The organism is Actinomadura harenae (assembly GCF_003696215.1).
Taxonomy (GTDB): domain Bacteria; phylum Actinomycetota; class Actinomycetes; order Streptosporangiales; family Streptosporangiaceae; genus Spirillospora; species Spirillospora harenae.
Genome location: NZ_RFFG01000047.1, coordinates 28,981 through 48,947, shown reverse-complemented (window position 1 = coordinate 48,947; position 19,967 = coordinate 28,981). Strand labels below are relative to the sequence as shown.

General features: G+C 70.0%; 25 protein-coding genes. 11 read left to right on the top strand and 14 right to left on the bottom strand.

Annotated features, from left to right (window positions below):
* Positions 1–3: 3 nt before the first annotated feature.
* From EBO15_RS24645 to EBO15_RS47105, 6 genes are all read right to left on the bottom strand, one after another.
* Positions 4–543, bottom strand: coding sequence for a DUF6879 family protein (locus EBO15_RS24645; protein WP_199744786.1), 540 nt, complete (start codon positions 541–543; stop codon positions 4–6).
* A gap of 2 nt (positions 544–545) precedes the next feature.
* Positions 546–767 (bottom strand): hypothetical protein, encoded by a 222-nt coding sequence (locus tag EBO15_RS24640; protein ID WP_122196810.1) that lies wholly within the window; start codon positions 765–767, stop codon positions 546–548.
* 792 nt (positions 768–1,559) lie between these two features.
* On the bottom strand, positions 1,560–1,925 hold the full coding sequence (locus tag EBO15_RS24635) for a hypothetical protein (protein WP_147481635.1): 366 nt from the start codon (positions 1,923–1,925) through the stop codon (positions 1,560–1,562).
* Positions 1,926–2,332: 407 nt separating this feature from the next.
* Positions 2,333–3,049, bottom strand: coding sequence for a hypothetical protein (locus EBO15_RS24630; protein WP_122196808.1), 717 nt, complete (start codon positions 3,047–3,049; stop codon positions 2,333–2,335).
* Between the two features lie 164 nt (positions 3,050–3,213).
* Complete coding sequence (locus EBO15_RS47110; protein WP_325051939.1) at positions 3,214–3,462, bottom strand: SDR family oxidoreductase; 249 nt, start codon at positions 3,460–3,462, stop codon at positions 3,214–3,216.
* A gap of 222 nt (positions 3,463–3,684) precedes the next feature.
* Positions 3,685–3,831 carry a hypothetical protein gene (locus EBO15_RS47105; RefSeq protein WP_325051938.1) on the bottom strand — a complete coding sequence of 49 codons (147 nt, stop codon included), beginning with the start codon at positions 3,829–3,831 and terminating at the stop codon, positions 3,685–3,687.
* 145 nt (positions 3,832–3,976) lie between these two features.
* On the opposite strand from EBO15_RS47105, the gene EBO15_RS24620 reads away from it, so the two are divergent.
* Positions 3,977–5,044, top strand: a complete 1,068-nt coding sequence (locus EBO15_RS24620; RefSeq protein ID WP_199744785.1) for an AraC-like ligand-binding domain-containing protein — start codon at positions 3,977–3,979, stop codon at positions 5,042–5,044.
* Between the two features lie 140 nt (positions 5,045–5,184).
* On the opposite strand, the gene EBO15_RS24615 is transcribed toward EBO15_RS24620, so the two are convergent.
* From EBO15_RS24615 to EBO15_RS24595, 6 genes are all read right to left on the bottom strand, one after another.
* Positions 5,185–6,015, bottom strand: coding sequence for a UbiA family prenyltransferase (locus EBO15_RS24615; protein ID WP_158628348.1), 831 nt, complete (start codon positions 6,013–6,015; stop codon positions 5,185–5,187).
* Positions 6,016–6,253: 238 nt separating this feature from the next.
* Positions 6,254–6,412 (bottom strand): hypothetical protein, encoded by a 159-nt coding sequence (locus tag EBO15_RS44405; RefSeq protein ID WP_158628347.1) that lies wholly within the window; start codon positions 6,410–6,412, stop codon positions 6,254–6,256.
* 123 nt (positions 6,413–6,535) lie between these two features.
* A complete protein-coding gene (locus tag EBO15_RS24610) occupies positions 6,536–7,453 on the bottom strand; it encodes a phosphatase PAP2 family protein (protein WP_199744784.1) in 918 nt (305 codons plus the stop codon).
* Between the two features lie 55 nt (positions 7,454–7,508).
* Complete coding sequence (locus tag EBO15_RS24605; RefSeq protein WP_122196806.1) at positions 7,509–8,471, bottom strand: hypothetical protein; 963 nt, start codon at positions 8,469–8,471, stop codon at positions 7,509–7,511.
* Positions 8,468–8,809, bottom strand: coding sequence for a PadR family transcriptional regulator (locus EBO15_RS24600; RefSeq protein WP_122196834.1), 342 nt, complete (start codon positions 8,807–8,809; stop codon positions 8,468–8,470). Before EBO15_RS24600 ends, EBO15_RS24605 begins: the two co-directional genes overlap by 4 nt.
* 38 nt (positions 8,810–8,847) lie before the next feature.
* On the bottom strand, positions 8,848–9,315 hold the full coding sequence (locus EBO15_RS24595; protein WP_122196805.1) for a hypothetical protein: 468 nt from the start codon (positions 9,313–9,315) through the stop codon (positions 8,848–8,850).
* Between the two features lie 152 nt (positions 9,316–9,467).
* Here EBO15_RS24595 and EBO15_RS24590 point away from each other — a divergent pair, with 152 nt between their 5' ends.
* The 3 genes from EBO15_RS24590 (at position 9,468) to EBO15_RS24585 (ending at position 10,775) form a co-directional block, all read left to right on the top strand.
* Positions 9,468–9,779, top strand: coding sequence for a cupin domain-containing protein (locus EBO15_RS24590; protein WP_122196804.1), 312 nt, complete (start codon positions 9,468–9,470; stop codon positions 9,777–9,779).
* Positions 9,780–9,844: 65 nt separating this feature from the next.
* Positions 9,845–9,985 (top strand): hypothetical protein, encoded by a 141-nt coding sequence (locus EBO15_RS44400; RefSeq protein ID WP_158628346.1) that lies wholly within the window; start codon positions 9,845–9,847, stop codon positions 9,983–9,985.
* Positions 9,986–10,418: 433 nt separating this feature from the next.
* Complete coding sequence (locus EBO15_RS24585) at positions 10,419–10,775, top strand: hypothetical protein (protein ID WP_122196803.1); 357 nt, start codon at positions 10,419–10,421, stop codon at positions 10,773–10,775.
* Between the two features lie 192 nt (positions 10,776–10,967).
* Here EBO15_RS24585 and EBO15_RS24580 read toward each other — a convergent pair whose 3' ends face one another.
* Together EBO15_RS24580 and EBO15_RS24575 are read right to left on the bottom strand one after the other, a co-directional pair.
* A complete protein-coding gene (locus EBO15_RS24580; protein WP_122196802.1) occupies positions 10,968–11,888 on the bottom strand; it encodes a helix-turn-helix transcriptional regulator in 921 nt (306 codons plus the stop codon).
* A gap of 4 nt (positions 11,889–11,892) precedes the next feature.
* The gene (locus EBO15_RS24575) at positions 11,893–13,095 is read right to left on the bottom strand and encodes an MFS transporter (protein WP_122196801.1); all 1,203 of its coding nucleotides are present in this window, start codon (positions 13,093–13,095) and stop codon (positions 11,893–11,895) included.
* Between the two features lie 85 nt (positions 13,096–13,180).
* On the opposite strand from EBO15_RS24575, the gene EBO15_RS24570 reads away from it, so the two are divergent.
* The 7 genes from EBO15_RS24570 (at position 13,181) to rox (ending at position 19,935) form a co-directional block, all read left to right on the top strand.
* On the top strand, positions 13,181–13,639 hold the full coding sequence (locus tag EBO15_RS24570) for a winged helix-turn-helix transcriptional regulator (protein ID WP_122196800.1): 459 nt from the start codon (positions 13,181–13,183) through the stop codon (positions 13,637–13,639).
* A gap of 211 nt (positions 13,640–13,850) precedes the next feature.
* On the top strand, positions 13,851–14,603 hold the full coding sequence (locus EBO15_RS24565; RefSeq protein WP_122196799.1) for a GbsR/MarR family transcriptional regulator: 753 nt from the start codon (positions 13,851–13,853) through the stop codon (positions 14,601–14,603).
* A gap of 47 nt (positions 14,604–14,650) precedes the next feature.
* Positions 14,651–15,034: a VOC family protein gene (locus EBO15_RS24560; protein WP_122196798.1), complete on the top strand. Its 384-nt coding sequence runs from the start codon at positions 14,651–14,653 to the stop codon at positions 15,032–15,034.
* Between the two features lie 101 nt (positions 15,035–15,135).
* A complete protein-coding gene (locus EBO15_RS24555; RefSeq protein WP_122196797.1) occupies positions 15,136–15,534 on the top strand; it encodes a VOC family protein in 399 nt (132 codons plus the stop codon).
* An 82-nt stretch (positions 15,535–15,616) separates the two neighbouring features.
* Positions 15,617–17,641, top strand: coding sequence for a hypothetical protein (locus EBO15_RS24550; RefSeq protein ID WP_122196796.1), 2,025 nt, complete (start codon positions 15,617–15,619; stop codon positions 17,639–17,641).
* A gap of 206 nt (positions 17,642–17,847) precedes the next feature.
* Positions 17,848–18,273, top strand: a complete 426-nt coding sequence (locus EBO15_RS24545) for a VOC family protein (RefSeq protein ID WP_122196795.1) — start codon at positions 17,848–17,850, stop codon at positions 18,271–18,273.
* 234 nt (positions 18,274–18,507) lie between these two features.
* Positions 18,508–19,935 carry a rifampin monooxygenase gene (gene rox, locus EBO15_RS24540; RefSeq protein WP_122196794.1) on the top strand — a complete coding sequence of 476 codons (1,428 nt, stop codon included), beginning with the start codon at positions 18,508–18,510 and terminating at the stop codon, positions 19,933–19,935.
* Positions 19,936–19,967: the final 32 nt, after the last annotated feature.

Sequence of the window (19,967 nt, the reverse complement as noted above, 5' to 3'; positions counted from 1 at the left end):
CGGTCACAGGCTCCGCAGGAACTCGTCCCGGCTGACGGACGCCTTCCATGCGATGTCGCGCCAGATCTGGTGCTGCTCGACCGTGGCCGGGTCATCGAGCAGCTCGGCGCCAAGCAGCTGATCGTCATCATCGAAATGGAGGAGGGCGACTCGGTTGTCATCGAGGAGCCAGGCGTCATGCGGCGGCCGGACGGGTAGTCCGAGCGCGGCGGCTTGGTCCCGGTCTAGATATCGAATCTCCTCGTCCGCTGCGTGGTTACCCTGCGCGGACCACAGGGCGTAGCGCGAGTAGTTGCCGAGCGGCACCGTCACCACCCGGACGCGCTGGAAGGGGCGCCCGTCGGCCGCTGCGGCGCGGGTCATCGTTCCCCAGTCGTGCGCGGCGAGGAGGTAGTCCGTGTCCGGGTTGCCTGCCAGAAATCGACGCACGCGCTCGTGCTCGGCTGGCACGTTGTAGCGGTCTCTGGGTTCCAGCCGGAACGCTGAGCGGTTGACGGTGGTGAAGATCGCGCCGAAGTCGTCGCCAGTCAGCAACTCGGCCACGGTCACCCCTTCGCGTGGTGGTTGGTGTAGTGCTCGATCAGGTGCCGGACGAGCGCGGGCTCGATTTCTACGATCGTCTCGTCGTCGGCGAGGTCACGGACGTCGCCGAGTGCCGTCGCGTCCGCGACGATCTTGCCCTGAACGACGTACGTGCCGCGGTCGGTCGCGTACATCGCGGGGCAACCGCCCTGGTCGGAGTCCGTCCCGAGGAACCGTAGTCGCATGGTTGTGACCTCTCCTAGCGGCTTGCTTCGACTTGCTCGCTTTGTGAAGCCTTCAAGACGCTACTGGGAGCGTCAACTGCACTGGGCGCTACATGCTGACTACCTTGGCCGGGCAATCCTCAAATGGTCGGTGGCCACGAGGGGCCAACGTCTCTGCATGTCGGCCATCAGTTGGGTTGCTGTGCGTCGTAATCCGTACCGGCTCGTATCCGGTGACCTACCGTAACCTTCATGTGCTGAGGGACAGGGACGCGATCGGCGCGCTGACCCGCAGATCTGGGGGCGTGGGACTACAAGCAGGCCGCCAGCTGGCGTCCGACGGGCTGCTGCGTGTTGACGCCGCCCTTGGGGATCAGCGTTCCTGTTTCCAGGGCCCCAGGGGCCCGTCCGTCCGAGGGGTCATGCACCGTTCTGATGAGTCTTGAGCCGTTCGCCGTCTACCTGCTAAGTTCGGCGTAATCGCAGGTCAGCGTCGGTGATGGATGCGGGTTCGAATCCCACCGTCACCGCAGCGACGAACCGCTTCTGGCCTGCGGCCGGCCAGGCCGGAGGCGGCGCCGGAGATGGGCTCGTCCTGACAGTCAGAGTCGTGGCCCGTCGAGTGCCGTCGCTCGTACGGCTGGGAGACGGCGGCACGCCACTCACCTTTGGGGTAGCTCGCTCCCAGCGAGGGCTTGGGTGGTCGGTTTCGTCGTTCGTCGTGCCAGGGTGCTGTTGCTGCGTCGGCTGGCGGCGACATCTTTGGGGCGGATGAGTGCTCGGGCGGGCGGCGGAGCCTGGCAGCTTGCCCCTTCAGGACTCCAGCCAGCGGAGTTCTGTGGTCGGGTGGCTGACCACAGCTCCGTCTTCGATGTGCCAGGTCTCGGTGTGGCCCAGTTCGTCGGTGACAAGGAAGAAGCCTCGAGGTGTCATCTCGTCACCTTCCTCGCGCGGCATGATCTGGGCGAGTCGCTCGACCTGTTCCCGGATCTCGGGAACGGAAGCCACCCGAACGTCGCCGCCGTAGAAGAGGTAGAGCGTCCAGTTGAACGGCTTGTTCGGCCATCCCCAGCCGCCGGAGTAGAAGCCGTCGTCGTGGGTTTGGATGATCTGTTCAGCCCGCTGGCGTTGGCTGACATCCAGTTCGATCCAGCCTCGAATGGAGGCGTAGGTCCCCATATGCCGCATCCTCGCACGGACCATCCCACCTGCCCCTCCCGTCGCCGTCGTCTCACCCTCCGAGATGCCGGCCAGGGCCGGGTGGCCGGGCCGCGAGCGGCCTGTGTGATCAATCCGAGAGGCCCTGCCTCCCTTGGATATGAGGCCTGGCCTGCTGGACACGGTCCAGGCGCCATCGCCAGTAGGCGTCCATTCCCCGTTGGAGGCCACGACACGCAGTTTCAGGATCGCTTCGGCTCCGGCCGTCCCCACCTCGCGCCGGTCTCGAGCTACACCCTCGCCTCTGCTGGAGGTCTCGACACGGAGTCGCTTGCTGTCCGTTGGCGGGCCGCCGTCCAGGTCAGCGTCCTCAACGACTGGCTGACCGCCCGTCGGCGCGTCCAACGCACTTGCCTCTGCCTCTGCCTCTAAGCGTGCGACGGCACGGTGCCGGTGACGGAGCTGAGATTTGAGAGCGCATCGAGGTGGCCTGTGGCCAGGAGGATGTCAGCGCCTACGGCGACCGGCGTCTGGCCGAAGGCCTGGGTGAACGCGGTCGCGCCGCCAGGTTCGAGACGCAGGGGCACGCTGGTGCCGGACACTTCGGCGGCCGTGGTGACGAAGTACGTGGGACCGGCTGTGTACGCCGCCAGGTCGATGCCGGTCGGCGGCCCGCCGTTGACCGCCGCCTTTATGGTGATCTTGCTCCTGGGGAGGTCGGCGGACAGGCCGGTCAGGTCGAGCCGGGCCCCGTCACGGGAACGGGTGAAGCTGAGACCGCCATCGAGAGACGCCCCGCCGGCGCTGAGGTCGAGTGCAACGCTTCCGTGCGCGTTCGGGAATTTCACGCACGGGGTTGAGCCGGATGTATCGAGCGTCGCCGGCGCGATCGCGGACGGCGTCACGCCGTCCGCCGTCAGAGAAGCCGTCGCCGCGGCGGTCAGGCAGAGCGTCGCGGCGCCCTTCACCGGAATCACCGGGCCGACAACACCCGCGGTCGCGGTGCCGTGGGCGAGCGCGGCACAGGCGACCAGACTTGTGGACGCGGTGGCGAGCAATCTATGCATGTTCACGAGGAGCACCTTCCGGAGCGAAGACTGGATCGACTGGCGAATGTTGCACACAGTCATCGCTTCGATACCCACAGTCACATTATTGGGAACCGTTGGTGGGTGTCAGCGTCGGGACCGTCTTCGACCAGCGTGAACCCTGTGCCCCAGGCAGCCCGCCGCACGCCCTGCGGGCCGGAGACGATGACGCCCCGTTGAACCCGACCCTCGTGCGCGGACGGGCAAGTCTGCGCGCTCGGCTAAGCGAGTCCGCCGTTGCTCTGGAGGAGTTGGCCGTTGATCCAGCCGCCCTCTGAAGAGCAGAGGAAGGTGACGAGGTTCGCGCAGTCCTGCGGCATGCCGAGGCGTCCCAGGGGCGTGGAGCCGGCCAGGTCGGTCTTCTGCGCCTCGGTCATCCACCCGGTGTCGGTCGGTCCGGGATTGATGGCGTTGGAGGTCACTCCCAGATGGGCGAGCTCGCGGGCGGCGGCCAGCGTGATCCGGTCCATCGCGTCCTGCTCGCGCCGTAGGGGAGGTTGCCGGAGGTGTGGTCGCTGGTCAGGCTGACGATCCGTCCGCTGCCGTGCCGTCCGCGGAACCTCAGTCCGTACTCCCGGATCAGCAGCCAGGTCGCCCGCGTGGGTTCTCACCCCAAGGAACGCCAGCTGCTCCCGCAGTCTTTCGGGAGCGCCGGGCTCTGTGCCCCACTGCATACGCGCGTCATACGGAGTTCAGTACGTGAACGCCACGTCCCACTCGGCTCGGGCCAGATTCAGCGTCGCGGACGCCGCGATCCCCGCCGAGCGCCCCGCCCCCGTGACCAACGCAAGCGGACGTTCCGCGTCCTGCCGGTCCTCCATGCCCGTCCCGCCACTCATGATCAGCATCCTGGCGGGCCGCCCTGCGCGCGGCAATCGTTTTTTCCCCGGACGGCTCCAGCCGCACCGCGAGGCGCGGGATGCCGAGCAGAAAGGTATTACGGGCGGGCCGATACCGGTCGGTGGATCTTGTAACGTGCGTCGCGTGCGCATCGTTGCAGATGAGGCCCCACTGGGGCGACGTGGCGGACTTTCCGCGGCCGACGCTTTGGGGGACAGGGTCGGCTGGTTCACCGAGATGGTGTCCCGCGCGTTGATGCCGTCGGAGTTCAGCCCCCTGAACTCCGACCGGTTCCACGCCGAGGGGACCCTGCTGAGCCTGGGGGCCGTACAGGTGGCCAGGTTCGCCTACTCCCCACTTCGCTCGCGCAGGACGACGCAGCTGATCCGCGAGGGGGACCCAGAGCAGTACCAATTGGGTCTGCTCCTCAAAGGCACCGCGTGGTTCGCGCAGAACGGGTGCGAGGCGGGCCTTCGGCCTCGGGAGATGGCGCTCTGGGACACCTCGCGTCCCTATGAGTCCGGTTCAGGGCTGGACGGCCGCAACGTCGAGGTCCTCATCCTGCAGATACCCAAGGCCGTGATGCCGCTGCCGTCCCAGCAGGTCGACCGGCTCCTCGCCCGGCGCATCACCGGCACCAGGGGAATGGAAGCGGTGCTGTCGGACTTCCTGCTCTCGCTCACCGCCAACGCTCCTGACACCCGTCCGGCCTGCCTGGACGCGTTGGGGCACATGGCGGTGGAACTGGTCGCGGGGAGCCTCGCCCAGCAGCTCGGGGTCCAGCGGGAGACGCCCGCCGAGGTCCGCGCCCATGGGTTGCTCCGCCGGATCAACGGGTTCATCGACCAGAACCTGGGCGAGCCCGACCTGACCCCCCGCCTGATCGCCCGTCGGCATCACATCTCGCTGCGGACGCTTTACACGCTGTTCGAAGGCCAGCCCGAGGGCGTCGCCGAGTCCATCCGGCGCCGCAGACTCGAGCAGTGCTGCGCGGACCTCTCCTCGTCGAAACTGCGCGACAGGCCGGTCCGTGCCATCGCCGCCAGCTGGGGATTCACCAACGCCGCGGCGTTCAGCCGGATGTTCCGCGTCGCCTACGGCACCAGCCCCAGCGACTACCGTCACCACGCCCTCCGCTCCCAGAAGGAACGGCGCCCCGGTGCTGTGCGGCGCGGTGAGGTACCAGCGGTGTTCCCAGGCTCGCAGGCGTAGCTGCCCGATGATGTCGGCCGTTTCACAAGCGCCGGGATGTGGAGGTAGAGGGTGGCGCGGCCCCAGCGGTTCTGGGGAGCCGGTTCACATCGCATGACAGGCCCTGAGTGATCGAAACCGGGCGCTCTGAGCGGCAGGAGTCAGTACCACAGGACGGGACCGGTGAGCATCGTGATGACGTATGCGGTGATCAGGAGCTGGTAGGTCAGGCGGTCCGCAGCGGTGTTCCGCAGGAGCAGGGCCCTCAAGGCGGGCGTCCAGCAGGCGATGGCGAGGGCCATGTCGCAGAAGAGGATTCGGGGTCCGGGGGCGCGGGTGGGGAGGTACAGCGCGTAGTGCAGGGCGAAGGGGATGCACGCGAGCAGGCCGGCAAACCAGATCCGAAGGGGCCACTCGCCCAGGACCAGTACCGGCGTGCGGCGGCCGACGGCGCGGTCTCCGGCCATGTCCCTGACGTCCTCGAAGGGCAGGGCGAGGCAGAACAGGACGGGGATGATCAGGATCCACCACCCGGCGGTGGAGTCGATGGGCGCGACGGACTGCCATGCGGCGGCGAGTTGGGCGACGGTACTGAGGATCATGCAGGGCGTCTTGCACCACAGGTAGGCGCGTGGTGGGCAGAGCAAGTTGAGGAACGTGGTGACCGCCTGAAAGAGCAGTACCCATTCCAGGACGCCCAGCTCCCAGCCTGCCAGGGTGTACACGGGCATGACACACCAGAAGCGTCGGCGGGCGCCGCCAGGCGTGATCAATCCTGACGGGACGGGACGGTGTGGCTTGTTGATGCGGTCCTCGTCCGCGCCTCGGGACTGGTTGGAGGCGTCGAAGACATATCCGTACAGCGTCTGCAGGAGGATGATCCTTCCCCCATGCACGGCGGTCTGCAGGGCACCCAGATGGAGGTGGAAGCATGCGCCGAGGACGAACATCAGGGGCGAGGGGATGTTCGCGAGGAGGTTGTCAGCGGTCATCCGCCAGGTGACGTGGACCTCGCGCCGGACCCATCGCCCAGGGCCGAGGCGTGAGCCGGGTGCCGAGGCGAGCGCCTCGTTGACCAGCCCTCTGACGTTTGCCGGCGGCTTCGTGAGCTGCGGCTCCGCTGCCCCCTCACGCGGCCGGGCGGTCGCACCCGGGGTCCCGTCAGCGGCGTCAGGAAGCATCTCGGCGATTCCCTCCGGGCGTTAGCCGCAGCAGGCAGAGGGCCTGTCGTCACTCTCCGTGGATAGATATTGCCTTGGCTGTGCCGTTCATGCCTTCCGGCGGTGGCTGAACCTGCGGCGTCGGCAGCACGGCATAGTCCTCCACACGCCGCATGGCGATGCTCTGAAACAGCACCCGCCGACGGACGCGGTTGTCGCGCGTGCCCACCAGGTCGCTCTACTGCCCGGCATTGCCGCGATGCCCAGGCGCCTGCTCCCCGCGCGGGGAGCACCCCGATATGGGCGAGGACGGCTTTGAGGGGTGGTGGGCCCGGTCGTGGGACAGGTCCGATCATGTTCCTGATCGGTGAGCACGTGGTTGGGACTCGGTCAGTGGCGCGTTCGCGGTGGGGGAGGGGCGCTCGGCCGTGGTGTACCAGAGCAGGGACGCGCACAGGAATGCCGCCGCTGCGAAGACCAGCGACTCCGTGAGGGAGTCGTCCCGTGCGCCGGCGGCGAGCGCGCCGATCGCGGACAGGGCCAGGGCGACGGTCGGCAGCGCACGAGGCGTCCGCGGGGCGTTCGATGCGGCGGCGGCCGGCAGAAGCCGGACCGCGAGGCTGTAGCAGGCGCAGGCCAGCAGCGTGGCGCCCAGCACGTCGCTGGGCCGGTGGTGGTAGAGGGCCTGGACGGCGCCCGCGGTGGCGGCGAGCCACATCATGCCGACCATGGTCACGTAGGGGCGGACGCGAGGGGAAGCGATCAGGACGGCGCCGAGGGCCAGCCCGGCGGGGATGGCCACGTGCCCGCTGGGGAAGCTGGCCTCGGTGAGCATGTCGGGCGCGCCGATGAGATCCGGACGGGGCAGGACCTTCTTACTGAGCACCTCGGTGCCCCCGAACGTCCCCGCGACGACTCCGGCCGCCGCGAAGCCCCGCCACCAGCACCGACGGGCCACGGTGACGGCCGCGATGACGGCCATGCCGAGGAGCAGGGTGGGCAGGGCGGTGTCGTCCAGCGGCGGCGCGGCGGACGTGCCATAGTCCGACCCCGACCAGTCGTAGATCCATGCCGACTCGGCGCCGACCCCCTTGAGCAGGGCGTTCTCCGCCCGCTGCCCGAACGGAGTGCAGACGGCGACCAGGTAGAGGGCGAGGAGCCCCAGGAGGTGCAGCGGGGCTGAGATCCGCGGACGTGCCGTCCGCGGACGGCCGGGGTCGGCCGCACTTTCCGGGGCCATGGGCAGGGTCGAGTGGTCGTGCGGGGTCATCGCTTTCTCAGTTCTTCTTGGAGGGGCGGCTCGGCCAACGCGTGGGGATCTGTCCCTAGTCGAGGAGCGTCCGGCTCCGCCGGAGCTGGGCGGTGATCCCGAGGACCGGCAGCGGCGTGATCAGGAGGAGGATCACGACCAGGCTCGGCAGGGAGTTCATGTACCAGTCCGGTTGGGCGACGATCGCCTGCGTGCGGACGAGCGCGACGACCGTGACGGGGATCAGCCACCGGTGGTCGCCGGTCGAGGCCGTCGCCACCCATGCGACGATCAGCGCGGCGACCTCGACGGCGAACAGGCCGCGTTGGAAGACCGGACCGATCGCCACGATGTGCAGGCCGCCGGCCACGGCCATCGCGAGCGCGACGGGGCCCAGCCAGAGGTATGAGTGGCGTCGCAGCCGACCGGGACGACACACCGCCAGCACCATGCACGCGGCGAACAGCGTCCCCGAGAACACCAGGTCATGGGACGTGATCGGGGCGGCCAGCCCGTAGTAGCCCAGGCCCTGCTGGCCCTCGTCGCCGAAGATCGCCGTGGAGCCGCCGATCGTGGCACCGGCGTAGATCATCGCCGCCGCGGAGGGCACTGCCATCCACGGCTTACCACGTAGCAGGGCGACCAGGCAGATCAGGGGAAGCAGCCCGTAGGGCAGCAGCCGTGTCTGCGTCCCGGGGCCCTGCGCCCACGGGTACCAGCCGGCGAAGCGGAAGACGATGGCGTGCTGACCGGGATCGATGCGCAGTGCCCAGTGCCACACGTCCTGGAGGTACGGCGCCAGCGCGAGGACGGCGAGGGCGAGCGCGGCCAGATGGACTCCGTCCAGCCACCATGGCCGGGACGCGTCGTCAACGACGGCGCGGGCACGGGCCCGCACCCCGGCGCGCACCAGGGCGGCGATCTCGCGCGGCGGGGGGCAGGACCGGCCGGGATACGCCTCGTCCAGGCAGGTCAGCAGTTCCGCTCCCTGGCGAGCGCGGAAGGACTTGGGGTAGGCCGCAAGCAGGAGACGGTTCATGCCGGGGCGACCCCGACGTCTTGAGAGCGGCCGATGACGACGGCCGCCGCCTGCTGCATCCGCTGCGCCTCCCGGGCGAGCACCTCGGTGCCGTCCTGGGTGAGCTGGTAGTAGCGCCGGGCCCGTCCGTCCACGATCTCCTCATGGTCGGCGGCCACCAGCCCGGCCCGCTCCATCCGCTCCAGCGCGCCGTAGAGCGTGCCGACAGCGATCCGGAGCCGCCCGCCGGTGGCCTGCTCGGCGGCCTTGAGGATGCCGTAGCCGTGCAAGGGCCCGTCCATGAGCGCGGCAAGGATGAAGTACTGCGGTTCCGTCAGGGAGGGATTCTGTCGCGTCACGAACGCGAGCATATATCGACCAACGAGGTATATCCGCTTCAGACCCGGAGCGGGAGGATTTGGTCGGTGGCGAGGTCGTAGGTGATCAATGGGTGGGCGGCTCCGTTCTCGGGGGTGAGGACCATCGGTTTGCCCAGCCGTCGGCTGACCACTCGGAGGAACGCGCATACGGCGTTGAGCTGCTCCTGGCCCCGGAGTTCTCGGGGGTCGAGATCCACCTCGATCTCGCCCTCGGTGAAGAAGTGGACGTTGACCAGAACCTCGGAGGCCGGCCTGACCTGCAGCAGCACCCCCATCTCACTGCGTCGGGCCAGTACCTCCTCGACGCGTTCGGGCAGGCGCGCCGCATGGCCGTCCTCAGAGTAGGAGAACCACCAGCCCGCAGACCGGACGAGATCAACGAAGTTCTGCCAGTCGGCGACGGTCGTGTCGAAGACGTAGGCGTCCAGCAACGAGCCGTCCGGCTCGAACAGGTGGCGAACGTTTTCCCATAGCGGGTCAGGCACCCGATCATGGTCTCTGATCGCTCTCCGTTGAGCGCACCTGTTTCCATGACGGGCGGGCGGAGCGTAGGCCATGCAGCGGTCTTCGCCGCCCATGCCGACGGGGCGGGCACCCTGCTGATCAGGGCCGATGTCGCTGGTGCGATGATCTCGGCATGCGTTTCGTTGACTCCACAACCTTTACGGCTGATCGCGCCTGGGGTGCGCTGGACATCGCTGAGATCGACAACGCCACGGTCCGGCTGCACTGGACCGACAAGCCCTACATCTGGCATGTCAACGACGGGCCCGAGGTCTTCGTCGTCCTGGACGGCGCTGTGGACATGCACTATCGCCGCGACGGCCAGGAGATGGTCGAGCACCTCGCGCCCGGCCGTATCTGCTACGCCGACGAAGGGGACGAGCACGTCGCCCACCCCAAGCCGCAGGCGCGCATCCTCGTCGTCGAGCGCAAGGGCAGGATGTAGCCCCGGCGTCTCATCATCCGAAGATGCGGGGGGCGGCAACGTCCTGAAACGATCACGATCAGAGGATGCCGATCAACGAGCATCTGATGGCGGCCTTCTTCGTGACGACGCTGGTCGCGATGGTCACGCCTGGTCCGGACATGTGGTGCCCGACGCGGACGAGGCCGTCGCCGGCACAGGAGTGTCCGCGCGCCGCGCGTACCTGAACGGACTGGTGACCAACCGGCTCAACCCGAAGATGGCCACCTGCACCATCGCGTTCCTGCCCCAGTTCGTGGACCCGACGCTGGGGCACGTCGGAGCGCAGTTCGCGCCGCACGGTCATTCGCCGCGAGGCGCAACCGGTGGGCGGCCGGGGTGGATGATGTGGCCACAGGGAGGCTGTGCGAGCAAATCACCACGGGCCGTTCCGATCCACTCCATGGGACGGCTGCCCTTTCACTCGGGTCTTGAGCTCCGCCTCTGCTCACCCCTCGCGGAATGCACCTACACGGCGCAGTTGGCTGACCCGACGGCCCGCCGGATGTGGCGCATCACCCCCTCTTGCGTTACGGAACGTTCACCTAACGTGAGGATCTGCGGAAGCCCGAGAAGTCCGCTCCTCGAACGGCGGCGCTCTCCTCACAGGCAGGAGTACAGATGGCCAACTTCCAGCTCGGCGAGATCCCCGAAGGCTTCGCGTACAACGAGAACGGCGGAATCATCCACTACAGGTACGCCCTCCTGCTGGCCATCCCCCAGCCCAACCAGACCGGAGTGTGGGGCGACGCCTACCTCAGCTTCGGTTCCAGCTGGGTGGACGTGCGCCTGAAGGTGACCATGCACAACGGCACGACCTGGCTCCCCGCCACGGACTGGGACATCAACCAGGCCGACGGCCGCCACGCCAAGAAGCTCCCCAAGGGCATCCAGAAGATCGCCGTCGGGCGCGTGAAGAAGAACGGCGCCGACGTGGCTGACAACAACCCGGTCGGCTGGCTCCTCGAGTACATCTAGCACCGCCAGAGCACACCCATGCCCCGGCCCGGCCTCCGCACCGGCCCGGGGTATGTCCTTTCCCCGAAGTCAGCCGATCAGAGGGCGGCCGTGCGGGATTCGACCTGCTACGCCACCGCATCCTGCTGCGCTGAGGACCATCCAGCGTCACCACCGATATCAAGGCAGGGCCATCACACGGGGATGGGGGTGTCAGGCTTGGGAGTAGCGGGTGGCCAGGTGGTGGAGGTAGGCGCGTAGTTCTGGGGGGTCCAGGACGGTGAAGGGGACGTCGAGGCTGCCCAGGAACGCCGACAGGTTGAGGAGGGAGTCGCCGCCCGTTTCCAGGACGCCGTCGTCGTGCAGGACGCCGACGGACGGGGGCAGGTGGTCCGGGGCTTCGTGCAGCCGGACTCGTGCCTGGTAGCGCCAGGCGGTTGAGCCGATGCCGCGTTGGACGCGTGCCCCGGCGTCCTCTGGTGGCTCGCGCGGGGTGAAGCGGGGGCCGTTCGGGGTGCGGAGGCTGATCCGGTCGGCGCGGAACGTCCGCCAGTCTTCGCGGGCGTTGTCCCAGGCCAGCAGGTACCAGCGGCGGCCGGTGTAGACGAGGCGGTGCGGTTCGGCCGTGCGGGACGCGGACGTGCCGTCGTGGGTCTCGTAGTCGAACCTGAGTTGCTCGTGGTCGCGGACGGCCGCGGCGATGGCGGTGAGGGTGTCGGCGTCCACGGTCGGGCCGCGTCCGGCGATCGAGACCGTGGCCGCCTGCACGGCCTCGACGCGGTGCCGCAAGCGGGACGGCAGGAACCGGCGGAGTTTGGCGAGCGCCCGCAGCGACGCCTCCTCGATCCCGCCGACCGTCCCGCTCGCGGCCGCGTGCAGGCTGACCGCGACCGCGACGGTCTCCTCGTCGTCCAGGACCAGCGGCGGCAGCGCCGCGCCCGCGCCCAGCCGGTAGCCGCCCGCCGGGCCGCTGGCCGAGTCGATCTCGTACCCGAGGGTGCGCAGCTTCTCGATGTCGTTCCGGACGGTCCGGGTGGTGACGTCGAGCCGTTCGGCGAGGTCGGGGCCGCTCCACTCGGGGCGAGCCTGGAGCAGCGACAGCAGGCGCAGCAGCCGCACGGAGGTTTCGAGCATCCGCCTATCTCAGTGAGGTGGCCGGTGTTCCGCAAGCGGCGGGTTCAGGGGCCGCTGCCGGGCGGCGGTTGGCCGCCCAGACCACGAGGGCGCAGACGGCGAAGGCCGCGCCGAGGACGCTGGAGCCGGTCCATCCGGCGCCGGCGAACACGGTGGTCGTGGCGGTGGCGCCGAGGGCGGAGCCGAGCGAGTAGAAGATCATGTAGCCGCCGACGACGCCGCTGGTGCGGTCCGTGTAGGTCATGGTGAGCAGGTGCTGGTTGCTCACGTGCACGGCTTGCACGGCGAAGTCGAGCACCACCACGCCGAGGACGACGAGCCACAGCGACCACGACGCCTGCGCGATGGCCAGCCACGAGGCGGCGAGGAGCGCGAGCGCGCCGCCGGTGACCGCGCTGGCGAACCCGGCGTCGGCCCAGCGTCCCGCGCGTCCGGCGCCGAGCGCGCCGACCAGGCCGGCCAGTCCGAACAGGCCGATCTGGGCCGAGCTCAGGTGCCACGGCGCGGCCGCGAGCGGGAGCGCGAGGCCGCTCCACAGCGTGCCGAACGAGGCGAACAGGAAGAACGCGATCAGTCCGCGCGAGACGAACAGGCGCTCGCGGAACAGGCCGCCCAGCGACGTCATCACCTGCCGGTACGTCGGGCGTTCGGCGCGCGGGTCCGGTGGAAGGACTCGCAGGACGAGACCCGCGAGTGCCACGAGCAGCACCGCGAGCACGACGTACACGCTGCGCCAGCCCCAGGCCGTGGCCAGCGCGCCGCTCGCGATCCGCGCCCCGAGGATGCCGATGACGACGCCCGAGGTGACGGTGCCGAGCGTCCGGCCGCGTTCCTCGGGGGTGGACAAGGCCGCGGCGTAGGCGACCGTCGTCTGCACGACGACCGCGAACAGGCCCGCGACGGCCAGCCCGGCGAGCAGCACCCAGGTTCGCGAGGCGGTCGCGGCCAGCAGCGCGCCCACGGCGGTGAGCAGCAGGTGTCCCGCCATGAGCCTGCGGCGGTCGATCATGTCGCCCAAGGGGACGAGGACGGCCAGGCCGGCGAGGTAGCCGAGCTGCCCGGCCGCGACGATCCAGCCGAGGCGCGCGTCCGGCACGTCCAGGTCGTCGCGGATCTGGGCGAGCGCGGGTTGTGCGGCGTAGAGGCTCGCGACCGCGACCGCGCACACGGCGGCGAACAACATCCTTCGGGCAGGGGTCGACCCCATCCGCCCTCCTTCAAAGAGTAGCAAATTGCAACTGTTTCGACCGTACGGCAGAATGGTTTCAATCAGCAACTCTTCTGGAGGCGTGATGGCCGGGACCGGGATCCACACCGGGGACGTGACCTGGACCGATCCGTCCTGCCCGGTGGCGCGGACCCTCGATCTGGTCGGCGACCGCTGGAGCCTGCTCATCGTCCGGGACGCCATGGACGGGGCGCGCGCGTTCACCGACTTCCAGCAGTGCACCGGCATCGCGCGCAACATCCTCACCGACCGGCTCCGGCGGCTGGTCGAGCGCGGCGTCCTCGAGCGGGACACCGCCCCCTCGGGGAAGCGGCAGCTCTACAGGCTCACCCCGGCCGGACGCGACCTGTTCACCGTCGTCGTCGCCCTGCGGCAGTGGGGCGAACGCCATGCCTTCGCCGCGGACGAGGCCCACTCCGTCCTCGTCGACGAGCGCGGCCTGCCGCTTCCGGAACTCACGCCGACCGACTCGGACGGCGTCCCGGCCGACGTCGGCACGACCTCGGTGCGCAAGGGCGACTGAAGCGGCACGAGGCTTTCGGTGCTCACGAACGCTACGTTGCCTTTCCGGGTTCTGAATTGCTTTCGTTGCCTCGACGCATCATTTGCACAGGTGGGCGGCATTGTTCGTTGCGATGAATTCAAGGTGAATGCAACGCGCGGATGGCGATCGTTGCATGTGAGCGCTATCGTGGAGGCGTAGGAGCGCGTCGAGGAACAGCACAGGAGAACGCATGCCCGGAGGCAGGCTCACCCAGCAGGAACGCCAGCAGATCGCGCTGGGGCTGGCCGACGGGCTCGCCTACGCCGAGATCGCCCGCCGCCTCGACCGTCCGACCTCGACCGTCACGCGTGAGGTGATGCGGAACGGCGGCCCCACCGCCTACCGCGCCGACCTGGCCCATCACGCCACCCAGCAGCGCACCCACCGGCGGCGGCCCGCCGCCTCGCGGGGAGCGGACCCGGCGCCCATGCCGCACGGACGGAACGCCGAGGCCGTCCGCGAGTACGAGGAGACCCTCGGCACCGTCCTCATGGAGTCGGGCCTGCCCAAGATGATGGCCCGGGTGATGGCCGCCCTCTACATCACCGACACCGGCAGCCTCACCGCGGGCGAGCTCGCCCAGCGGCTCCAGGTCAGCCCGGCGTCCGTCTCCAAGGCGATCACGTTCCTCGACGGCCTGGACCTCGTGCGCCGGGAACGCGACGAGCGCCGCCGCGAGCGCTACGTCGTCGACAACGACCTCTGGTACCAGTCGATGCTCCGCAGCGCCCGTTCCAACGACCGGTTCGTCGAGGTCGCGCGGCAGGGCGTCGGCGTCCTCGGCCAGGAGACCCCGGCCGCCGCGCGCCTCGAGAACGCGGCCCGCTTCCTCGACTTCATCAACGAGAGCCTCATGCGCGCCGCCGAGCAGTCCCGCGAGATCCTCTACACGCGGGCCACGGCGACGCCGGACGACGACGTCCCGACCTCGGACGACGCCTAGAAAGCGGCCTTGATCGGCTTCGAGGCCGCCGCCGTACACTGACCGGCATGGCATGCCGCATCACCGAACTGGCCCTGGACTGCGTCGACGTGGAGCGGCTCGCGGTGTTCTGGAGCGAGGTCCTCGGCTACGTCGAGATCGAGCGCGAGGACAACGGGGGCATCCTGATCGGGCCGCCCGACATCGGGGTCGGCGGCCCGCAGCCGACGCTCTACCTGAGCCCCACCGGCGACCCGCGGCCGGCGAAGCTCCGGCTGCACATCGACGTCAGCGCCACCGACCACGACCAGGACGCCGAGCTGGAGCGGCTGCTCGCCCTCGGCGCCACGCGCGCCGACGTGGGCCAGAGCGGCGACGAGAGCTGGCATGTCCTGGCCGACCCGGAAGGCAACGAGTTCTGCCTCCTGCGCTCCCGCGTCCAGCCCGTCTGACTGTCGAGTTCTCTCAGCATCCCCGGGACATTGAGGAACCTGATGTTCCGCAATGCCTGCGAAGGTTTGAGCACACCGAAGAACAACGGACGGAGTGCACGATGCTGCGAGGACCCGCCACCATCAACATCTGGTCGGACGACCTGGACTCGGCGAAGAAGTGGTACGCCGACCTGCTGGGCGTCGAGGCCTACTTCGAGCGTCCGGGCTACGCGGAGTTCCGGATCGGTGACTTCCAGACCGAACTCGGCATCATCGACCGCCGGTTCGCTCCGAAGGACGCGCCGACCGCGCCGGGCGGGCTGGTGCTGCACTGGGCGGTGGACGACGTGAAGGCCACGCTCGCCCGCCTCATCGAGCTGGGCGCCGAGCCGTACATGCCGCTGACCGAGCGCGGCCCGGGGTTCGTCACGGCGGCGGTCGTCGACCCCTTCGGCAACGTCCTGGCCGTCATGGAGAACCGGCACTACCTCGAAGTCCTGGAGGGGACGACGGCCTGAACCGGCTCGCAAAAGCCCGAAAACGGTGGGACGCGGCGCCACACGTCTGCCAGTCTGACGAGCCGATCGCGAGGGAGGCCCCATGTCGGACGGCGACGAAACGTCGCGTCTCGGTGAGTTCAGCGAACGGCTGCACAGTGACGACATCGAGGTCGTGTGCGACGCACTGAGTGACTACCAGCAGGCCCAGGCGGACACCCGGTGGGGCGTCGAGAACCGGTACGCGCCGCTGGACGGCGAGGTGCTCGCCGTCTCCCGCGACCTGCTGGACCGCGCGGCCGAGCTGGACGAGGAGCACCGCGAGCGGGCGCTCTCGTGGGCGCTCACCATGGTGTGGCACCTCGGTGGGGACGAGGACGTCGATCGGGTCGCCGACGTGCTCGACGGCGACCCGTCCCCGGGGTTGCGGGAGGAGGCGCTGCTCGCGGCGTCCACCGCGTTCGAGAGCGACGCGTTCAAGGGCGGCGCGGTACCGAACGCGCGGCTGCTCGCGGCCGTCCGCGCCGTCGCCCTCGACGAGAGCCTGGACGCGCGGGATCGCGGCTCAGCGATCCACGCTCTGGGGGAGCTCGACCTCCCCGAGGTGGAGGAGCTCTTCATCCGGCTGACCGCGTCCGACGACCTCGGGGTCCAGGTCAGTGCGGCCGGGCAGCTGGCGAGGCCCGCGAAGATCCGCGCGCACCGGGACCTGCTCCAACGACTCGTCGACTCCTGGCCCGAGGACGCGGGGCCCTTCTCCGGAGACGTCCGCGACGCCGTCGAAGGCTTCCACAGCACCTACTGGAAGGGCACTCCGCTTGACGATCCCGCGCTCCGGCAGGCCCACTTCGACCTGCGGTTCCCGCTCGGCGACGAGGCGTGCCTGGAGGCGTTCTCCACGCTGCTGCGCAGCGACGACCCGGCCGCCGTGGGCATCGCGCTCGACCACTACGCGAGCTGGGAGGGGCTCCGGAGCGCCCTGAGCGACGGGGACCTCGCGGACGCCCGCCTGCCCGAGGTCCTCGAACGCGCCCGCGAGGTGCTGCGCCGTCCGATCTCGCCCGCCGAGGTGAGCGCGCTGAACGTGATCGGGGCCGAACACGCGACGCCGGACGACGCTGGCCTCGTGGTCGACGTCCTCTCCAGGACCGACTCCGGCGCCGTCCGGCGCGAGGCCCTCTGGGTGGCGGGCGGGGTCCTCGGCCGGAGCGACACCCCGGACCCGCGTCTCGTGGAGGCGGCGACGAGCCTGGTCTTCGACGGGGCGTCCCAGTCCGGCGGCACCAGGGAGACGGCGATCCGGATCCTGGCCGAAGGGCTCGGCGCGCGGGCCGACGACGTCCTGCTGCGCGCGCTCCGCGAAGGCGATCCGGACACGCGGGCGCGCGCGGCCAGATACCTGGTCAAGACGGGCGCGCTGGACCGGCACCGCGCGGTCATGGAGGAGGCGGCCGAACGCTGGGAGGAGAACCCACCTGCCCGCTTCCTGGGCCGGAGCCCCGCCGACCTGATCCTCGGAACGCCGCACAGCGTCCACTGGGAGGGCCACCGGCTGCCGGACCCGGACCTCCACCGCGCCCATCGAAGGCTGCGCCTCCCCACGGCGGACGCGTCGTACCACGAGGCCATGCGCACGATGCTCCACAGCGACGACCCCGCGGCCGTCGGCATCGCCCTCGACCACTGGTGGGACGCGGACGGCGCCGTCGCGCGGGGCGGTGAGGAGGCACGCGGTCCGGCGCGGGCGCTCGTCGCCGCGCTGATCCCCGGGATCCTGCGGCGTCCGCTGGTCTCGCCCGAACCCGGCCGCGCTCACCTGTCGGCGTTGTCGGCGCTGAGCGTCGCCGCGCAGGACGACCTGCCCCTGCTCGCCGAGGTCCTCGATCAGGCCGGACCGGTTCGCGGCCGGGTTCTCGAGATCGCGCGGGACGTGCTCTGGTCCTTGGGGGAATCCCACCCCCGGCTCGTCCAGGCCCTCGGGGACGTCGCGTCCAACGAGACCGTCCCGGCGGACGAACGCTCCCTGGCCGCGCGTCTGCTGGAGGAGTTCCGGTGCGACAACACCGACGACGTCCTCGCCCAGGTCAGAGGCGTCAGCGAAAGCCTCGAAACCCCCGACGAGGAGTAGGCGGGATCGGCGCCCGCGACGGCGAGGTCCGCTGGACCCACAGGGACGACTGGGAACCCGGGGAGGAGCCGATGCGCCTCATCCCCGGCGACCGGTCCCTGCTGGTTCAGACGACGAAGACGTTCGGCTCCTGCGCTGACACGCCATTCACCGCCGGGAAAAGGTCCCAGGCCCCTTCTATGGTCGTGGGCATGGCAATTCAGCGCATGGATCACGTGAGTGTCGTCGTCGACGACCTCGAGGCGGCCATCGGGTTCTTCGTCGAACTCGGCATGGAGGTCGAGGGCAGGGAGCCGGTCGAAGGGCCCTGGGTGGACGACGTCTGCGGGCTCGACGGCACCCGGGTCGAGATCGCGATGATGCGGACCCCGGACGGCCACGGCAAGCTCGAGCTGACGTCGTTCCGCTCGCCGGTGGCGATCAGCCCCGCGCCGGACAACGCCGTCCCCAACACGCTGGGACTTCGCAGCGTCATGTTCGCCGTCGACGACGTCCACGACACCGTCGCCCGCCTGGGCGCGCACGGCGGGGAGCTGGTCGGCAAGGTGGTCGAGTACGCGGACGTCTACCGGCTCTGCTACGTCCGCGGCCCCGCGGGCGTCATCGTTTCGCTGGCCGAAGAGCTGCGCTGACCGCGTCCGGCAGGCGTTCCGGAGAACGAGAAAGGAGGGGCCGACTTCTCCCCTCCAGTTTCAATCTATAGCGCACCCCGGGGCTTGCGGCAAGACCGGGGGCATGCCGCAGAATCTCCGTCTGAAGCCGAGACCTGCGAAAACGGGATCAGCGGTGGGCGCGCCTTTCCGGCGAAAGCACCACTGATCCCGCGATGACGCACGGCTGAAAGCGACTCGACGATCGGGGGATTCATGGTCGACGTGACCATTGTCGGCGGCGGGCCGACCGGGCTGATGCTGGCCGCCGAGCTGCGGCTGCACGGCGTGGGCGTGCTCGTGGTGGAGCGGGAGGCCGAACCGGTCCTGTTCGTCCGCGCGCTCGGCCTGCACGTGCGCAGCATCGAGGTGATGGACCAGCGCGGCCTGCTGGGGCGCTTCCTGGAGAACGGGAAGAAGTACCCGCTCGGTGGGTTCTTCGCCGGTATCAGCAAGCCCGCGCCCGAGCGGATCGACACCGCGCATCCCTACGTCCTCGGCATCCAGCAGCCCGTCACCGAGCGGCTGCTCGCCGAGCGCGCGGCCGAGCTCGGCGCCGAGGTCCGGCGCGGCAGCGGGCTCATCGGGCTGACCCAGGACGACGACGGCGTCACGGCCGAGCTCGCCGACGGGACGCGGGTGCGCTCGCGCTACCTCGTCGGCTGCGACGGCGGCCGGAGCACGGTGCGCAGACTGCTCGGCGTCGGCTTCCCCGGCGAGCCCGCCACGTCCGAGACACTGCTCGGCGAGATGCGGGTGACCGAGGACCCGGCGGCGATCCTGGCCATCGTCACCGAGGTCCGCAAGACCGAGCGGTTCTTCGGCACGATGCCGCTCGAGGACGGACTGCACCGCGTCATGGTGCCCGCCGAGGGCGTGACCGAAGACCGCGCTGCGCCGCCGACGCTCGAGGAGTTCAAGCGGCGGCTGCGCGCGTACGCGGGCACCGACTTCGGTATCCACTCGCCGCGCCGCCTGTCCCGGTTCACCGACGCCACGCGGCAGGCCGAGCGGTACCGGGTCGGGCGCGTGCTGCTGGCCGGCGACGCGGCGCACGTCCACCCGCCGATGGGCGGGCAGGGGCTCAACCTCGGTGTCCAGGACGCGTTCAACCTCGGCTGGAAGCTGGCGGCCGAGATCAAGGGCTGGGCGCCGGAGGGGCTGCTGGACACCTACGAGGACGAGCGCCGTCCCGTCGGCGCCGCGGTGCTGGACAACACCCGCGCCCAGGCGGTCCTGATGGGGAGCGGGCCGGGTGCGCGGTCCCTGCGGCGGCTGGTGGCCGAGCTGATGGACTTCGACGAGGTGAACCGCCACCTGACCGGGAAGATCATCGCGATCGACGTCCGCTACGACCTCGGCGAGGGGCACGACCTGCTCGGGCGGCGCCTGCGGGACGTCGAGCTCAAGCGGGGACGCCTCTACGACCTGACGCACGGCGGCCGGGGCCTGCTCCTCGACCAGACGGGCGGGCTGTCGGCCGACGGATGGGCGGACCGGGTCGACCACGTCGTCGACACGAGCGAGGAGCTGGACGTCCCCGCCGTCCTGCTGCGCCCGGACGGCCACGTCGCCTGGGTCGGCGACGACCAGCGGGAACTGGAAGCCCGCCTCACGCAGTGGTTCGGAACCGCGACCGACTGAACGCTCCCTGCCCAGTGAGCACGCACGTCGCT

Coding starts and splice junctions, on each gene's coding strand:
- EBO15_RS24640 (WP_122196810.1), bottom strand. CDS start 767: ATGCGACTACGGTTCCTCGGGACGGACTCCGACCAGGGCGGTTGCCCC.
- EBO15_RS24635 (WP_147481635.1), bottom strand. CDS start 1,925: ATGGGGACCTACGCCTCCATTCGAGGCTGGATCGAACTGGATGTCAGC.
- EBO15_RS47110 (WP_325051939.1), bottom strand. CDS start 3,462: ATGGACCGGATCACGCTGGCCGCCGCCCGCGAGCTCGCCCATCTGGGA.
- EBO15_RS47105 (WP_325051938.1), bottom strand. CDS start 3,831: ATGAGTGGCGGGACGGGCATGGAGGACCGGCAGGACGCGGAACGTCCG.
- EBO15_RS24615 (WP_158628348.1), bottom strand. CDS start 6,015: ATGACCGCTGACAACCTCCTCGCGAACATCCCCTCGCCCCTGATGTTC.
- EBO15_RS24610 (WP_199744784.1), bottom strand. CDS start 7,453: ATGACCCCGCACGACCACTCGACCCTGCCCATGGCCCCGGAAAGTGCG.
- EBO15_RS24605 (WP_122196806.1), bottom strand. CDS start 8,471: ATGAACCGTCTCCTGCTTGCGGCCTACCCCAAGTCCTTCCGCGCTCGC.
- EBO15_RS24590 (WP_122196804.1), top strand. CDS start 9,468: ATGCGTTTCGTTGACTCCACAACCTTTACGGCTGATCGCGCCTGGGGT.
- EBO15_RS44400 (WP_158628346.1), top strand. CDS start 9,845: ATGCCGATCAACGAGCATCTGATGGCGGCCTTCTTCGTGACGACGCTG.
- EBO15_RS24585 (WP_122196803.1), top strand. CDS start 10,419: ATGGCCAACTTCCAGCTCGGCGAGATCCCCGAAGGCTTCGCGTACAAC.
- EBO15_RS24580 (WP_122196802.1), bottom strand. CDS start 11,888: ATGCTCGAAACCTCCGTGCGGCTGCTGCGCCTGCTGTCGCTGCTCCAG.
- EBO15_RS24575 (WP_122196801.1), bottom strand. CDS start 13,095: ATGGGGTCGACCCCTGCCCGAAGGATGTTGTTCGCCGCCGTGTGCGCG.
- EBO15_RS24570 (WP_122196800.1), top strand. CDS start 13,181: ATGGCCGGGACCGGGATCCACACCGGGGACGTGACCTGGACCGATCCG.
- EBO15_RS24565 (WP_122196799.1), top strand. CDS start 13,851: ATGCCCGGAGGCAGGCTCACCCAGCAGGAACGCCAGCAGATCGCGCTG.
- EBO15_RS24560 (WP_122196798.1), top strand. CDS start 14,651: ATGGCATGCCGCATCACCGAACTGGCCCTGGACTGCGTCGACGTGGAG.
- EBO15_RS24555 (WP_122196797.1), top strand. CDS start 15,136: ATGCTGCGAGGACCCGCCACCATCAACATCTGGTCGGACGACCTGGAC.
- EBO15_RS24550 (WP_122196796.1), top strand. CDS start 15,617: ATGTCGGACGGCGACGAAACGTCGCGTCTCGGTGAGTTCAGCGAACGG.
- EBO15_RS24545 (WP_122196795.1), top strand. CDS start 17,848: ATGGATCACGTGAGTGTCGTCGTCGACGACCTCGAGGCGGCCATCGGG.
- rox (WP_122196794.1), top strand. CDS start 18,508: ATGGTCGACGTGACCATTGTCGGCGGCGGGCCGACCGGGCTGATGCTG.